The organism is Micromonospora sp. NBC_00330 (genome assembly GCF_036136635.1).
GTDB lineage: Bacteria > Actinomycetota > Actinomycetes > Mycobacteriales > Micromonosporaceae > Micromonospora > Micromonospora salmantinae.
In genome coordinates, this window is record NZ_CP108012.1 from 2,788,207 (window position 1) to 2,804,071 (window position 15,865).

The 15,865-nt window shown below is 72.5% G+C and carries 13 protein-coding genes and 1 pseudogene; 7 read left to right on the forward strand and 7 right to left on the reverse strand.

Annotated elements, in window-relative coordinates; translation table 11 throughout:
• Positions 1-21: 21 nt before the first annotated feature.
• Positions 22-1,803: an ABC transporter ATP-binding protein gene (locus OG598_RS12415; RefSeq protein ID WP_328654564.1), complete on the reverse strand. Its 1,782-nt coding sequence runs from the start codon at positions 1,801-1,803 to the stop codon at positions 22-24.
• The gene (locus OG598_RS12420; protein ID WP_328654565.1) at positions 1,800-3,056 is read right to left on the reverse strand and encodes an RNA-guided endonuclease InsQ/TnpB family protein; all 1,257 of its coding nucleotides are present in this window, start codon (positions 3,054-3,056) and stop codon (positions 1,800-1,802) included. The genes OG598_RS12415 and OG598_RS12420 overlap by 4 nt, the downstream gene beginning before the upstream one ends.
• A 13-nt stretch (positions 3,057-3,069) precedes the next feature.
• Here OG598_RS12420 and tnpA point away from each other — a divergent pair.
• Positions 3,070-3,327: pseudogene (gene tnpA, locus OG598_RS12425) on the forward strand (IS200/IS605 family transposase); the annotation flags it as partial.
• Positions 3,328-3,419: 92 nt separating this feature from the next.
• Here tnpA and OG598_RS12430 read toward each other — a convergent pair.
• Both OG598_RS12430 and OG598_RS12435 read right to left on the reverse strand, forming a co-directional pair.
• A complete protein-coding gene (locus OG598_RS12430) occupies positions 3,420-4,508 on the reverse strand; it encodes a zinc-binding dehydrogenase (RefSeq protein WP_328654566.1) in 1,089 nt (362 codons plus the stop codon).
• Entirely contained in the window at positions 4,501-5,517 is a 1,017-nt protein-coding gene (locus tag OG598_RS12435; protein WP_328654567.1) for a Gfo/Idh/MocA family protein, read from the reverse strand. The genes OG598_RS12430 and OG598_RS12435 overlap by 8 nt, the downstream gene beginning before the upstream one ends.
• Positions 5,518-5,720: 203 nt before the next feature.
• On the opposite strand from OG598_RS12435, the gene OG598_RS12440 reads away from it, so the two are divergent.
• From OG598_RS12440 to ctaD, 5 genes are all read left to right on the forward strand, one after another.
• Complete coding sequence (locus OG598_RS12440) at positions 5,721-6,728, forward strand: glucosyl-3-phosphoglycerate synthase (protein WP_442931504.1); 1,008 nt, start codon at positions 5,721-5,723, stop codon at positions 6,726-6,728.
• Positions 6,729-6,751: 23 nt separating this feature from the next.
• Positions 6,752-7,891 carry a glycosyltransferase gene (locus OG598_RS12445; protein ID WP_328655318.1) on the forward strand — a complete coding sequence of 380 codons (1,140 nt, stop codon included), beginning with the start codon at positions 6,752-6,754 and terminating at the stop codon, positions 7,889-7,891.
• Between the two features lie 84 nt (positions 7,892-7,975).
• Entirely contained in the window at positions 7,976-8,434 is a 459-nt protein-coding gene (locus tag OG598_RS12450) for a DUF4383 domain-containing protein (protein WP_328654569.1), read from the forward strand.
• Positions 8,435-8,582: 148 nt separating this feature from the next.
• A complete protein-coding gene (locus OG598_RS12455) occupies positions 8,583-9,311 on the forward strand; it encodes an ATP-binding protein (protein ID WP_328654570.1) in 729 nt (242 codons plus the stop codon).
• 125 nt (positions 9,312-9,436) lie between these two features.
• Positions 9,437-11,428 (forward strand): aa3-type cytochrome oxidase subunit I, encoded by a 1,992-nt coding sequence (gene ctaD, locus OG598_RS12460; protein WP_328654571.1) that lies wholly within the window; start codon positions 9,437-9,439, stop codon positions 11,426-11,428.
• Between the two features lie 68 nt (positions 11,429-11,496).
• Here ctaD and OG598_RS12465 read toward each other — a convergent pair whose 3' ends face one another.
• Positions 11,497-12,645: a SigB/SigF/SigG family RNA polymerase sigma factor gene (locus tag OG598_RS12465; protein ID WP_328654572.1), complete on the reverse strand. Its 1,149-nt coding sequence runs from the start codon at positions 12,643-12,645 to the stop codon at positions 11,497-11,499.
• Between the two features lie 222 nt (positions 12,646-12,867).
• The gene (locus OG598_RS12470) at positions 12,868-14,310 is read right to left on the reverse strand and encodes a hypothetical protein (RefSeq protein WP_328654573.1); all 1,443 of its coding nucleotides are present in this window, start codon (positions 14,308-14,310) and stop codon (positions 12,868-12,870) included.
• A 145-nt stretch (positions 14,311-14,455) separates the two neighbouring features.
• On the opposite strand from OG598_RS12470, the gene OG598_RS12475 reads away from it, so the two are divergent.
• Positions 14,456-14,686 carry a CDGSH iron-sulfur domain-containing protein gene (locus OG598_RS12475; protein WP_112587484.1) on the forward strand — a complete coding sequence of 77 codons (231 nt, stop codon included), beginning with the start codon at positions 14,456-14,458 and terminating at the stop codon, positions 14,684-14,686.
• A 60-nt stretch (positions 14,687-14,746) separates the two neighbouring features.
• Here the strand turns inward: OG598_RS12475 and OG598_RS12480 are convergent, their stop codons facing one another.
• Entirely contained in the window at positions 14,747-15,850 is a 1,104-nt protein-coding gene (locus OG598_RS12480) for an iron-containing redox enzyme family protein (protein ID WP_328654574.1), read from the reverse strand.
• Positions 15,851-15,865: the final 15 nt, after the last annotated feature.

Consider the following 15,865-nt stretch of genomic DNA (forward strand, 5'->3'; position numbering starts at 1 on the left):
GTCTGTCTTCCTGGGGCGCGGTCAGCCGACCAGCAGCTGGTGGCTGGCGAGTTCCCGGTACAGCGGGTCGGTGGCGGTCAGTTCGGCGTGGGTGCCCACGGCCACCACCCGACCGCCGTCGACGACGACGATCTGGTCGGAGTCGACCACTGTGGCGAGCCGGTGCGCCACGATCAACAGGGTCCGGCGGACGGCAACGGCGTCGATGGCGCGGCGCAGCGCGACCTCGTTGCGGGAGTCGAGGTTGCTGGTCGGTTCGTCGAGCAGCAGCACCGGCGGGCCGGCGAGCAGCGCGCGGGCGATGGCCAGGCGCTGCCGTTCACCTCCGGAGAGCAGCACGCCGCCCTCCCCCACCTGCACGTCGAGGCCCAGCGGTGTGCGCTGCGCCAGGTGGCTCAGGTTGACCTCGTCGAGGACGTCGCGCAATCGGTCGTCGGTGGCGTCCGGGGTGGTGATCAGCAGGTTCTCCCGCAGCGTCCCGGCCAGCACGGGAGCCTCCTGCTCGACGTAACCGAGCCGGGCCCGCAGCGCGTCGCGGGGCAGGTCCCGTACGTCGGTGCCGTCGAGTCGGACCGCGCCGGCGCTCACCTCGTAGAAGCGTTCGACCAGGGCCAACAGGGTGGACTTGCCGGCGCCGGAGGGACCGACCAGGGCGGTCCGGGTGCCGGCGGGGACCGCGAAGCTGACCTCGTGCAGCACCGGCTCGCCGCCCGGGTAGCCGAAGCCCACCCGGTCGAACTCGATCATGGGGGTCGGGCGGCGCGGCGTCGCCGTCGCGGCGGCGGGCGCCGGGCGGTCGTCAGCGCCCTCCGCGGGTACCGCCAGGATCTCCTCGATCCGCTGAAGGGCGCCCAGGCCGGACTGCAACTGGGTGTACGCCCGCAGCACCTGACCCAGCGGCAGCGCCAGCAGGAACAGGTACATGACGAACGCGACCAGGTCGCCGACGGAGATCGCCCCGGCGGCGACCCGCGCCCCACCGATGCCGAGCACCAGCAGGAACGCGCCCTGCACGGTGACCGAGCCGATCGGGCCGACCAACGCCTGCACCCGGGCCACCCGCAGCCCCGCCCCGTACGCCTCCCGCGCGCTGCCGGTGACGGCCTCCGTCTCCCGGGTCTCGGCGCGGCTGGCCCGGATGGTCCGGGCCGCCGAGATGGCCCGCTCCACCGCCGAGGTCATCTCGCCGATCCGCTCCTGGGCGGTTCGGGCCAGCGCCCGGACCCGGCGGGCGAAGGTGGCGGCGAAGACCAGCCCCAGCGCCACCCCGAGCAGTGTGACGCCGAACAGCAGCGGGTCGAGCAGCACCATGGCCGTGCCGGCGCCGACCACCGTCACCGCCCCGGTGACCGTCTCGAACAGCCCGGAGGTGACGACCGCGCGCAGCAGCGTGGTGTCCGAGCCGACCCGGGAGAGCAGGTCGCCGGTGCGTCGGCGGTCGTACTCGGCGATGGGCAGCCGCAGCAGGTGGCCGGCGAGCCGACGCCGGGTGCCCAGCACCACTCCCTCGGCGGTGCGTTGCAGCAGGTAGTCACGCAGCCCGCCGATCGCCGCGCCGAGCACCACGAGGGCCACCAGCACCGCGACCAGCCGGGACACGCCCTGCTCGGCGCCGATCCGCTCGAGCACCGACCGGGTGAGCAGCGGCTGCGCCAACGACGCCGCCGAGCCGACCAGCGACAGGACGCCCACCACCACCAGGGTGCCGCGGTGCTCCCGCAGGTACGGCAGCAACGCGGCCAGGCCGACCGGCCTGTCGGTCGAGGTGTCGCCGGGAACCGGCCGGTCCTGCACGGTGCTCATGTCGCGAACGTTGACGCCCTCTCCGCCCTGAAGGGCGGAGATTCCGGTCTGCTACACCCCGAAGGGGCAAGCTCCCGGCGGGTTACCGCTTCCCTGCGCGGCGCCGGCACGGGTGCCGGTCTTACCTGCGCTCCACGGTCGTTGAGGTCCGCCCGTCCGGCGGCCCTGATGTTCTTGGCGGCGTTCACGTCTCGGTCGTGCAGGCTGCCGCATGGGCAGCCCCACGTCCGGACGTTGAGCGCCATCTTGTCGTTGATCCGGCCGCAGTCCGAGCACATGCGGGTCGACGGGAAGAACCGATCTACCCGGGCGAAGGTGCGCCCGCGCCGGGCGGCCTTGTACTCCAGCATGGCCGCGAACTGCGACCACCCGGCGTCGTGCACCGACTTCGCCAACCGTGTCCGGGCGAGACCGGTCACGCACAGGTCCTCGACGAACACCGCTTGGTTATCGCGGATGATCTGCGTCGAAAGCTTGTGCTGCCAGTCCCGCCGGGTGTCGGCCACCTTCGCGTGCGCGCGGGCGACCTTCCGGACGGCCTTCTTGCGGTTGTTGCTGCCCCGCTGCTTGCGGGACAAGCCCTGCTGCAACCGGCGCAGCTTGCGGGCCGCACGGCGCAGGAACTTCGGCGCGCTCACCTTCGTCCCGTCGGACATCACGGCGAAGTGCGTCAACCCCAGGTCGATGCCGACCTCCGAGTCCAGCTCGGGCAACGACTGGTCGGCGGTCTGCACAACGAACGAGGCGAAGTGCCGACCGGCGGCGTCTCGAACCACCGTCACCGACGTCGGCGCAGCCGGCAGCTCCCGCGACCAACGAACTTCCAGATCGCCGATCTTCGGCAGCCGCAGTCGACCGTTGCCGAGGACCTTGAACCGGGCGTTGGCGGTGAACCGGACGGCCTGCCGGCTGTCCTTACGGGACCGGAACCGGGGAGCGGCGACCTTGCGACCCTTGCGCTTGCCCAACACCGAGGCGAAAAAGTTGCGGTACGCGCTGTTCAGGTCCGCGACGGCCTGCTGCAACACCACCGACGACACCTCGCCCAGCCACGCCCGCTCCGGAGTCAACTTCGCCACGGTAACCCGCTTGGACAACTCGGCGTCCGTCGGATACGGCAGGCCAGCCTCGTGTGCTTCCTGTCGCACGCGCAGCCCATCGTTGAACACCACCCGCGCGCACCCGAACGCCTTCGCCAGCGCCTCACGCTGGGCGCCATCCGGGTAGAGCCGGTAGTTGTACCGAAGCTGCACAGGTCGAGTCTACGGCGAGGACAACCACGTCCACCTACTGGTGGACTTCCCACCCAAGGTCGCCTTGACGAAGCTGGTCAACTCTCTCAAGGGTGTGTCCAGCCGGCGGCTGCGCCAAGAGTTCCCCGACCTCGTCCGCCACTACTACCGCACCAACCGCCTGTGGTCGGCGCCGTACTTCGCCGGCTCCGTCGGCGGGGCACCCCTGAGCGTCCTGCGGCAGTACATCGAGCAACAGAACCATCCGGTCCAGGGCACGCTCGGGCCTTGACGGGCCTCCCGCGCGGGCTTTCACCACCAACCTGAAGGGCGGTGCACCAGCCCGCATTTCGGTAGCTGGCGCTGGCACGCGGCGACGGCGGGTCAGGCGGCGAGCACCACCTGAAGCTCCTGGCGGCGACGGTCGGCCAGGTCGGTGAGGAGGGCGGGCGCCTCGTCGAACGGCACCACCGCCGAGACGAGGTGCTTGCGGATCGCGTCGCCGTTCGTTCTGAGCAGGTCGACGGTCTCGGCGGAGAGCCGTTCGCGGTCCCAGGTCGGCGCGAGCCCGCGCGGCACCCGGCCGATCTGTGCGCAGCGCAGCGACAGCCCGTTGTGGTGGAACTCCTCACCGAGGCGGACCGCGTCCGCGCCACCCTGGTAGAAGGCGAGGTCGATGACTGTGCCCTGGGGCCGCAGCAGACGCAGGGCGAGGTGCAGCGCCCACGCCTGCCCCCGGCACTGGAACACCACGTCGGCGCCCCGGTCGCCGGCGGTGTGCGCCCAACGGGTCTTGAGCACCACCGCCGGGTCGTCCGCGTCGGGGTCGAGGGTCTCCAGACCGAGCGCCTCGGCGACCTGGCGGCGGTGCGGGGTGGGGTCGAGCACCACCACCGACGCGGCGCCGTTGCGCCGGGCGAACAACGCCGTCAGCAGCGCCACGACACCGGCGCCGACGACGGCGACCCGTCGGCCGCGTACCCCGTCGCCGAGCGTGCGGACATCGGTGCCGTGCAGGTCGGCGGCGGCGTGCAGCAGACCGTTGGCGCAGATCGGGCCCATGTGCGCGACGTAGACGCCGAGCAGCGGGTCCAGGTCGTCGGGCAGCGCCACGAACCGTTCCGCGACCGGGTCGGCCAGCCAGCCGGTGCGGTGCCCGTACGTCATCGCGCCGACAGTGCCCACCGCGATGGCCGGGGTCTCGCTCTCCACCACACGGCCGACCTGCATGTAGCCGAGTCGGGTCACCGGGTAGGGCGTGCTGACCGCGCCCGGCTGGAACAGGCCCAGGTCGGGGTTCCAGGTGACGTTCAGGTAGGGGTTCGTGCCCTTGACGTAGCTCAGCTCGGTGCCGGCCGAGACACCGCTGAACAGCGTCTCGACCCGGAACGTGCCGGGGCGCAGCGGGGCGGCGTCCTGCTCGACGAGGTCGACCCGGCCGGGGCCGGTGACCACCACGACCTTGTCACGCATCGACTGTCACCCCGCTGGCGAGCGCCGCCGGCGCGGTGGCGGTGGCGGTGGCGAGCCGCACTGTGGCGCCGGTACGGGCCGAGTCGGCCACCGCGAGGGCCAGGCGCTGGGTCGCGAGAGCCTCGGCGTACGGGACGCGCACGTCGTCGCCGATGCCGCGGACGGCGTCGACGAAGGCGCGGTCCACCGCCACCCGGGCGGCTTCCGGGTCGGCGGGGACGTGTCGTTCGCCGTCGGCGTCGCGGATCGACAGCCCGTCCTCGGTGATCGCGAGGGCCAGCCCGTCGGCGAGGATCTCCAGGCCGGCGCGGTGCTTCCAGCCGAGGACGCAGGCGGCGCTGAGCGTGCCGACCGCTCCGTCGGCGAAACGCAGGGCGGCGGTGGTCACCGAGTCGATGTCGGCGCCGTCGACCGGCGGCGGGGTGCCGTTGCCGTACGCGGTGACCTCGGTGACCTCGCCGGCCAGCACGCGGATCAGGTCGAGCACGTGGGCGGCCTGCTCGACCACCGGCCCGCCGGAGCGGTCCCGCCGCGACCACCACGCCACCGGGGGCACCTTGTCCAGCCAGGCGCCGCTGACCATCCGCACCGGCCGGTCGGCGAGCAGGTCCCGGGCCTGGTCGAGCACGCTCAGGTAGCGCCAGTGGTGGCCGACGGCGGTGCGCAGCCCACGCCGCGCGACCAGGTCGGCGATCCGCTCGGCGGTGCTCAGGTCGACAGCGACGGGCTTCTCCACGAACATCGGCACCCCGGCCTCGATCACCGCCTCCTCGGCGGGACCGTGCGCGAACGGTGGCACGCAGACGTACACGGCGTCCAGATCGGTGGCCAGCAGCTCGGCGACGTCGGCGCAGGCTCGCCCGCCGTGCTGTCCGGCCAGCGCGGACGCCGCCTCCGGCGCCACGTCGGTGACCCCGACCAGCTCGACGTCGTCGAACCCGGCCAGCACCCGCGCGTGACGCTGTGCCACGCCGCCGGCTCCGACCAGACCCACCCGGCATTTCCGCATCCCGACACCCCTTCGAAGACGTTTCATGTGCGATGGGAGCAGTCCCCTGGGCTGTGCGCAATCAAACGTTCATCCCCCGGGAACGAATTGTCGTCACCTCTGTGATCAAGCTGTTGCCGAGAATGCGGTTAGCACGTGACGAGGAATGGGAACAACCAAATTCGGTTTTTCCACGCACGAACGGAGGGGTGCCCGTGCGGGATATGACAACGAGCGTGTCGCCGGTGGTGGAGGCATGGGCCACGTACCGGACGACGTCGGCGGCCGACTGGCCGACCCGTCGGCTGATGCGCGCCAAGGGTGAGACCCGGGTCAGCGTGGTGCTGCCGGCGCGCAACGAGGAGGCCACCGTCGGCGCGATCGTGTCGACCATCAGGGAGCACCTGATGGATCGGGTGGCCCTGGTCGACGAGTTGATCGTGGTGGACTCCCGCTCGACGGACCGGACCGCGCAGGTGGCCCGCGCCGCCGGCGCGGAGGTGGTCAGTCAGGACGCGATGACCCGGGGGTTGCCCCGGCTCACCGGCAAGGGCGACGCGCTCTGGGCCGGGCTGGCCGCCGCCGAGGGAGACGTGGTGGCGTTCATCGACGCCGACCTGCGGGAGTTCCGGCCGCATTTCGTGAGCGGGCTGCTCGGCCCGCTGTTGACCGACCCGTCGGTCGACTTCGTGAAGGGCTTCTACCACCGGCCTCTGGTGGGCACCGCCAGCGTGGAGCAGGACGGCGGGGGTCGGGTGACGGAGTTGATGGCCCGACCGCTGCTCAACCTCTTCTGGCCCGAGCTGGCGGGCTTCGTGCAGCCGCTCGCCGGCGAGTACGCGGGTCGCCGGGACGTGCTGGCCCAGGTGCCGTTCGTCTCCGGGTACGGGGTGGAGACGGCCATGATGATCGACCTGCTCGACCTGGTCGGCCTGGACGCGCTGGCGCAGGTCGACCTCGGTGAGCGCAAGCACCGCCACCAGGACACCGCCGCCCTGGGTCGGATGTCCGCGCAGATCATGTTGACCGCCTGGTCCCGACTGCAACGGCGTGGCTGGGCGACCCCCGGGTTTACGCCGGAGGCGTTGCTGACCCAGTTCCGTCGCGGTGGTTCCGACACCCTGCCGAACCTGGACCGCGAGATCGTGGTCAGCGACGTTTCCATCGAGGAGCGCCCGCCGTTGGCCGAACTGCGCCATCGGGTGCCCCGCCGCCGGGTGGCCGCCGCGTGAGCGCGAGGAGCCTCACCGTGCTGATGAACGCCGGCCCGTGGCTGTCGGTGCCACCGCCCGGTTACGGCGGCATCGAGAACGTCATCGCCACGCTGGTGCCGGAGCTGCGCCGACTCGGCGTACGGGTGGTGCTCGCCTCGGTGGGCAGCAGCACCCTGCCGGTGGACGAGCAGATCTCGGTCTTCGCCGACGGGCAGTTCGCCGCGTTGCAGCGGCCGTACAACCAGGTCTGCGGGATCGCCCAGGCGCACCTGGCCGGGGTGGTCCGGGAGCTGCACTCCCGCGACGACATCGACCTGGTGCACGATCACGTCGAGGCGGTCGGGCTGGCCACCCTCGCCGCTATGGGGCCGGCCGGACCGCCGACCCTGCACACCCTGCACTGGGACCTGGCCAAGCACCCGGCGCTCTACGGCAGCCTGGACGGCGGCGACCGGGTCCGGGTCAACGGCGTCTCCGCGTCGCAGCTGGCCCGCGCCCCGCTGGCGCTGCGGGAGCACTCGGTGGGGCACGTGCACCTGTCGACGCCACTCGCCGTCGACGCCGACCGGCGGCCCCGACCGGACAAGGGCGAGCACCTGCTCATCCTGGGCCGGATCAACCCGGGCAAGGGGCAGGACGTGGGTGCCCGGCTCGCGCACCGGGTCGGTATGCCGCTGGTGCTGGCCGGCCCCGTCGGCCCGTACCATCGGCCGGCCGACCTGGCCGCGGCGGGCGACGAGGCCCGGCAGAACCCGGACGTGCGGTTCTTCCTCGACGAGGTGGCACCGCACGTCGACGGTGACCTGGTCCGCTGGGTCGGCACAGTGGCCGGCCAGGAGCGTGACGACCTGCTCGCCAGCGCCCGCGCGTCGCTGTTCCCGCTGCGGTGGGAGGAGCCGGGTGGCACTGCGGTCGTCGAGTCGCTCGCCCTGGGTACGCCGGTGGTGGCCACCGCCCGGGGTTGCCTGCCGGAGCTGATCGAGCACGGCCGCACCGGGCTGCTCACCACTGACGAGGAGGAGTTGGGCGACCTCGTCCTCGCCGCCGAGTTGCTCGACCCCGACGAGTGCCGGCGGGTGGCAGCGCAGCGCTTCACGCCCGCGGTGATGGCGCAGCGTTACGTCGAGCTGTACGAGCGGGTCCGGCAGTCGGCGAGCGCGCCGAGGTTGCTGCCGGCCTGACCGACGGCGGGGGCGGCCGGTTTGCCGGTCCCGGCAGCGGGTAGCCGGCAGCGCTCATGCCCGCCGCGCGACGAGGAGCCGGGAATGGTCGGACCGATGGCGCACTCCCGGGCCCGACCCAACCCGGCCGACGGCAAACCGCCGGTCCGTCGCGCGGCGGCGACGGTGGGGGTGCTGTTCCTGCTGGTCGGCGTGCTCGGCTTCGTGCCGGGGATCACCACCGGCATGGACGCGTTGCGCTTCGCCGGCCACGACTCGGGCGCGTACCTGTTCGGCGTCTTCCAGGTGTCGGTGCTGCACAACCTGGTGCACCTGGCGTACGGGGTGGTGGGTCTGCTGTTGGCCCGGACGGTCACCGGCGCTCGGGCGTTCCTGATCGGCGGCGGAGCGGTCTACCTGGTGCTCTGGCTCTACGGGTTGGCGGTGGACCACGACACCGGGGCGAACGTGCTGCCTGTCAACGACGCCGACGGCTGGCTGCACCTGGGTCTCGGCGTCGGGATGATCGCACTGGGCGTCCTGACCGGCCGGCCCCGTCGCTGACCGCCGATCCCCTGCGGGACCGGCCGATCGCGTCCGTGACCTGGGCGTTGCGGACCGTGACCTGCGTCGCCCCGCCGTCGGTCCGGTTTGATCGGGAACGCCCTCGGGTAGTTGGCAGATCCCGACCCAGCAGCGAATTGAGGCGCCGATGTCGAGCGGGATCACCTGCGAGGTGCGCACCACGGCACCGGTGGCGGTCGTCCGGCTCACCGGCCCGCTGCACCTCGGCACGATGCGCTCGGTGCACCGGGCGCTCAGCGACGCGCTTGTCGACCAGCCGGAGGCGCTGGTGGTCGACATGGCAGGGGTGAGCGTGGAGGACCGGTTGGCGCTGTCCGTGTTCGCCGCGACCGCCCGCCGGGCCGAGGAGTGGCCGGCAGTGCCGGTGCTGCTCTGCTCCCCGTCGCCGATCGCGGCACGATGGTTGGCCGAGTCGACCACGTGCCGGTTGCTCCCGGTCTCCGCGGACTGCGCGGAGGCGACCCGGTTGGCCGGCACGACGTCCACGTTGCGGATGCGGGCCCGGCTGGAGCCGGTGGCCGGGGCGTGCCGGCGGGCCCGGGAGTTGGTCACCGAGGCGTGCGCGCGGTGGAACCTGCCCGACGCGTCCGGCCCGGCCGCGTTGGTGCTCAGCGAACTGGTGGGCAACGTGGTGCGCCACGCCGGCACGCCGATGCAGGTGACGGTGACCCTGCGCCGGCCGTATCTGCACCTGGCGGTGGTGGACGGCAGCAGCGCCCAGGCCCGTGCGGGCGGGACGGACCTGCACGCCGAGGGTGGGCGAGGGTTGATGCTGGTCCGGGAGCTGACCCAGCGGTGGGGAAGTGTGCCGGCCGGGCAGGGCAAGGCCGTCTGGGCCATGCTGCCGGCAACCTGAGCGTTCGAGGGTGCTTGCGCCGGTACTGGCGATCTGACCGAAATTACCGTCGTTGGCTGGTTACATGGTGTGAGGGTGGGTAGAGCACGCCCGTCCTTTCTGCCGTCACGACGGGGTGAGCAGCCATGCCCAAGCGGGTAACCACAGAACCCGGTCGAGATCGGGGCCCGGCGATCCTGGCACCGGCCCGTTTCGGGGGCTTCCCGGGAGCCGTACGAGCGCCGGTCCCCGGCAACTCCCTGATCAAGTTCCTCGCCACCACCGACCACAAGCAGATCGGCCTGCTGTATCTGCTGACCTCCTTCGGGTTCTTCCTGGTGGCGGGGCTCCAGGCGATGGTGATGCGCGCCGAGCTGGCCCGCCCGGGGATGCAGTTCCTCTCCTCCGAGCAGTACAACCAGCTCTTCACCTCGCACGGCGCGGTGATGCTGCTGCTGTTCGCCACGCCAGCAGCGTTCGGGTTCGCCAACTACATCGTGCCGATCCAGATCGGCGCGCCGGACGTGTCGTTCCCCCGCCTCAACGCGCTCGCCTACTGGCTGTACCTCTTCGGCGGCCTCATGGTGATCGGAGGGTTCGTCACCCCGGGAGGTTCGGCGGACTTCGGCTGGACCGCGTACAGCCCGCTCAGCAGCGTCGAGCACAGCCCCGGCGTGGGCGCGAACATGTGGGTGCTCGGTCTGGTCGTCTCCGGGCTCGGCACCATCCTCGGCGCGGTCAACCTGATCACCACGATCCTCACCCTGCGCGCGCCCGGCATGACCATGTTCCGGATGCCGATCTTCACCTGGAACATGCTGTTCACCAGCGTGCTGGTGATCCTCGTCTTCCCGCTGCTGGCCGCCGCGCTGCTGGCGCTCTCCGCCGACCGGTTGCTCAACGCGCACGTGTACGACCCCGCCACCGGCGGCCCGATGCTCTGGCAGCACCTGTTCTGGTTCTTCGGCCATCCCGAGGTCTACATCATCGCGTTGCCGTTCTTCGGCATCATCACCGAGATCATCCCGGTCTTCTCCCGCAAGCCGCTCTTCGGCTACACGGGGATCGTGCTGGCCACCATCGCCATCACCGTGCTGTCGATGACGGTCTGGGCGCACCACATGTTCGCCACCGGCCAGGTGCTGCTGCCGTTCTTCAGCATCCTGAGCTACCTGATCGCGGTGCCCACCGGTGTGAAGTTCTTCAACTGGATCGGCACCATGTGGAAGGGTCAGCTCACCTTCGAGACGCCGATGCTGTTCGCCATCGGCTTCCTGGTCACCTTCCTGCTCGGCGGTCTCACCGGCGTCCTGCTGGCCAGCCCGCCGGTCGACTGGCACACCCACGACAGCTACTTCGTGGTGGCGCACTTCCACTACGTGGTGTTCGGCACCGTGGTCTTCGCCCTGTTCGGGGGCTACTACTTCTGGTGGCCGAAGATGACCGGGCGCCTGCTCGACGAGCGCCTCGGCAAGGCGCACTTCTGGACCATGTTCATCGGCTTCCACGGCACCTTCCTGGTGCACCACTGGCTGGGTGCCGAGGGCATGCCCCGCCGGTACGCCGACTACCTGCCCACCGACGGCTTCACCACCCTGAACACGATCTCCAGCATCTTCGCGTTCATCCTCGGCCTGTCCACACTCTTCTTCATCTACAACGCCTGGAAGTCCTGGCGGTACGGGGCGGTGGTGACGGTGGACGACCCGTGGGGCTTCGGCAACTCCCTCGAATGGGCCACCAGTTGCCCGCCGCCGCTGCGCAACTTCGACCGGATGCCCCGGATCCGCTCCGAGCGCCCCGCCTTCGACCTGAAGTACGGCCCGCTCGTCGCCGACCTGGGCCGCGACCTGCCGCAGCGCACCACCAAGCCGCCGCAACAGTTCTCCGACGAGCTCCGGACGGAGCACCACGCCCCGGAGTCGCCGTCCGCCGAGGGCGCGCACGGTGCCCGCGACGCTGTCGACTACCAGCCGGCGCCGCGCTCCGGCGCCCGCCCGGTGGACGTGCCGGAGCCCGAGGGCGTCCGCCGGCCGAGCTTCGAGGAGAGCGACCCGCCGAAGGACGCCGAGGACACGCCGAAGCCGCACGAGCGCTGGCGGCACCCGCACAGCGACGGTAACCCCGAAGAGCACTGACCGGGGGTACGCGCGGAAGGGCCGACACCCGGCGAGCGGGGTGTCGGCCCTTCGCGTGTCCGTGTGCGTCAGTCCCGGACCGGCGACAGGCCGGCGGCGGTGAGCGAGCGGCGTACCGCGGGCTGGACCCGGGTCAGCCGCAGCGGCACCCCGGTCCGCTCCGCAGCGTCCCGACCGGCCATCAAGGCGGCGATCCCACCGGCGTCGAAGCCACCCGCGCCGACCAGGTCGACGACCACCTCGCTGGGCTGGCCGGTGACCGCCTCCAGCATGGCCCGGCGCAGCTGGTCCGCGCCGTCGCGGTCGATTTCGCCGCCGACCTCGACGACCACCGAGTCGCCGTTCTGCTTGACCGAGATCCGGGTCTTGCCCGGGTCGGGTTCGGCGGCGCCGTTCTGCCACGGCGGCGGCGCGTCGGCGAGCATCGCCTGGCGTAGCCAGGTGAGCGCCCGCGACAGCAGCCGGGACACGTGCATCTGCGAGATGCCGAACCGGGCGGCGATCTCCGCCTGGGTCTGGTTGCCGTAGAAGCGCATCGCGAGGATCCGTCGTTCACGCCAGGGCAGTCGGTGCAGCAGGCCGCTCACCGTCACCCGGTCGTCGACCGACTCCAACGCGTTGTCGGACTCGCCGACCAGGTCCCCGAACTCGGCAGAGCTCTCCCCACCCACCGGCGCGTTCAGCGAGGCCGGGCTGTAGCCGGCCGCCGACTCCAGTGCCGCGAGGATCTCCTCCTCCGGGGTCTCCAGCCGGGCGGACAGCTCGGCCACCGACGGGGCCCGGGACAGCTCGCTGGTGAGCGCAGCGGTGGCCTGCCCCACCTCGAGGATCAGGTCCCGCAGCCGACGGGGCACGTGCACACCCCAGGTTCGATCCCGGAAGTGCCGTTTGATCTCGCCCACGATGGTGATCGCGGCGTACGCGGTGAACGAGCCCCGTTCCGGGTCATAGCGGTCGACGGCGTTGACCAGTCCCAGCCGGGCCACCTGCTCCAGGTCCTCCAGCGGCTCCCCCCGCCCCCGGTACCGGCGGGCCAGCCGGCCGGCGAACGGCAGCGCGAAGCGCACCAGGTCGTCCCGGGCCTCCCCCCGCCGCTCCGGCGGCAGCCCGGCGATCCGGGCCGCGTACGCCATCGCCGCCGCGTCGAGATCCTCCAGACCTCGATCGTTGGGTGGTGGTGGGGTCGTGGTCGTGGTCGTGCTCGTCTGTCCGAACATCCGCGCCTCCCTCAGGAAGGTCCCCCGCCCGGATCGGGAAACCGGTCGTGCGCGTGGTCGAGCCACGCACCGGGCCGGAAAGTGGGTCAGTGACTGGGATGCCAGCGGGCGACACCGCCTCTACGCAGCGCAATCAGGCCGTCGCAGCCAGCGATGTTCCCGCTCCGTAGGTACTCAATCACGGGACCCCGGGTTCGCGAGGATGTTTCGGCGTGCTCCGCCTCAGGAGACCAACAACCCCTGGTGGCCGCCGCTGTCGCGGAGCACGGAGAGGGCCTCGGCGACCCCCAGCGGGGGCGGCACGGGCAGGTCGTACGGCTGGGCGCGCAGCACCTCGGTGGCCCGGCGGGTGGGTACCGAGGTGATCGGGTAACCCCGGGCGGTGGTGCGGTCCAGCGCCCGACGCCGCCGGCCGAACCCGGCCACGGCCAGCCACTGCGGCAGCCCGGCCAGCGCGGGTGAGCGCACCCCGGGCGGCTCGGGCAGCACGTCCACCGAGCTGAACGCCTCGCTGCCGGCGAGCCACCACTCGGCCTCGTCGACGCTGCGGCGGGTGGCGTTCTCACACCAGTACGGCACCAGCCCCGCCCGCACCACCTGCCACGGGTCGAGCAGTCGACCGCACTCCACCACCAACCGGTCACCGGTCTTACCGGCGCGGCGCAGCCACCGTCGGTACAGGTCGGCCACGCCCGCGCTCAGCGCCGCCGGCCGGGGCACCAACACCCGGTGCAGCGGGTGCTGGTGCCGGGTGGACCAGTCCCGGGCGGCCAACTCGAAGCCCGAGTCGACGCCGTGCTCGGCGTACGCCGAGGGCACTGACACCTCCGGCGGCTCCCACCGGGTCGCGTCGCCGCCGGCGGAGCGCAGCACCTGCCGCAACGCGTGGCTGTCCGGGTGGAAGTCGACCGGGTCCAGCCCGCTGCCCGGGCAGCCGACCTGGAAGCTGTGCCCCGGCCCGCGCTCCAGGACCGGCCAGGTGCGCGCGTCGCGGACCAGCAGCACTGGGGCACCCGGGACCAGCAGGTCGGCCAGGAACCGCGCGTACGCGGCCGGTAGGGCCCTCCACGCGGCGGTCAGCGACACGGTCGCCCCGGTCAGCGCGCCACGGCTGGCCGGGCAGTGCACCTGGCGCAGGTGCAGGTCGGCGTTGCCGGCGAGCAACCGGGTGGCGAGTGCCGCTCCATGCTCCGCGGCGTCCGCCGGGCGGTCCACCCCGCCGTCGGACCAGTGCACCGTCATCTCGAATCCCGACGGCAGCCACGGCACGCCGAGGGCCACCGCGAGGTGCGCGGCCGCGCCGTGCGGAGAGCCGATCAGCACCCCGGGGTAGCGCCGGCGAGGGTACTGGTCGACGAACCAACGGGCCACCCTTGCGGCGTCCACCTCGTCGATCTGGGCCACTGTGAGCGCGACCCGGCCGGCGGCGCGGGTGACAGCGGCACGGCGTACCGGCTCGGGGGCGCCGGGGAACCGTGACGTCGGCCCGGTGTGCCCGAGGTCGGCGCAGTCGACCCCGCGCAGTGCCCGGGCGGTGGCGGCGACCAGCACCCGGGCGGAGCTGCCCGCGGCCACGACCCGGTCGCCGGCCAGACCGGCGCCATCGGCCGTGAGCCCCTTGTGCACCTTGTGCACCGGCCCCACCTTGCCTCGTTCGCTCACCACGCGGCCCGGCTTCCCGTCCCGATGGGGTTCAAACGGGGCATCACCCACCCGGCGGCACATTCCGCTGGTCAGCGGGGTGCCCCGGTCATCACCGGCGTTCGGCGGCTCGGGTTTCGCCAGGGCCAGGACGGGCACTTCCGGGGCCATGCGCACCGACGACACCAGTGAGCCAGCCGCCGCCACGATCACCCCGTACGAGGACGGACCGCTGCTGGTCCGCGGCGACTTCGCGCTTGTCACCCCGGACGGCGAGCGCATCGACGCGCGGCGGGGCACTGTGGCGTTGTGCCGGTGCGGCAAGTCGGCGCTCAAGCCGTTCTGCGACGGCACCCACAAGGCGATCAACTTCCGCGCGGGCACCACCCGCGAGGGCTGACCCCGCGTCGCCGCGGCAACGCGTCGACAGTGGCGCGTCGCGGCATCCCCGTCGCGGCCGTCAGACGACGACGGTCCGGACCGCCGGGGCCGGCGCCGTGGACGCGGCCACGGCGAGCGAGACGGTCGGCGGCACGGCCGGAGGGGCCGGCGCGCGCAGCGAGCTGCGGCCGGCCGCCCAGCTGTCCAGCAGGTGCGCGGCGAACAGCCGGTCCACCGCGAGCCCGACCGCCGCGCCGAAGAGCACATCGGAGGCGAGGGCCGGCTCGACGCGGACCAGGCCGCCGCACATGTCGTGCGCGGCGATCTGCTCGTGCACCGCGTCGGCCTCGACGTGCTCGTCGTAGAAGCGGGTGGCCACCTCGTCGAAGCCGAGCCGGCGCAACCCGTTGCCGTAGCGACGGTTGGGCTGCGAGGAGGTCATCTCGAACGCGGCCAGGTGCCCGAGCAGCGCGCCGCGCATCCGTCGGTGCAGCCCGAACAGCGACATCAGGTTGTTTGTCGCCAACGTCACCGCCGGGGCCGCGTCGATGTGGGCGCCGTAGCCGGTGTCCAGGCCCAACCGGTCGAGTGTGTTCCGAAACAGCTCGGCGTGCATCCGGTCCAGCCGCCCGTTGCCGTACTCGTCGGTCTGGATCTCCACGAGCGCGGCCTTGGCCGGGCCGCCGAGGCGGGGCAGCGCCCAGCTGTGCGGGTCCGCCTCCCGCAGGTGGTAGACGGAGCGGTGGACGACGAACTCGCGGAACTGGGTGAGGTCGGCACGCCGTTGCAGCGTCGCGGCCAGCGCCGGCCCGTCGTCGGCAGCGACCAGCTCGGCCAGGCCGGCCGCCACCCCGGCGGCGGGCACCGACGGCGCGCCGACCAGTCGACGCAGCGCCGCCTCGAAGACCCGTTCACAGCGGGCACGCAGCGCCAGTAGCGTCGGCTGCCACTCCCACGACTCGTCCACCCCGAGCCAGCCCCGGTAGTGCAGCTCGTAGCAGAGGAACAGCGTCAGCTGCAGGTCCTCGTCGGTGACCGGGTCCGCCGGGTAGAGGTCGACGCCGAGATCGGCCGCCAGGTCGTGCGGCGGGCGCCGCAGAGCCTTGACGACCGCCGCGGAGAGCGGACCCCGTGCCGTCGGCAGGGTCGCGGGACCGTAGCGGCGGTCGGCGGGCTCGGACATGGGACCTCCAGCGTC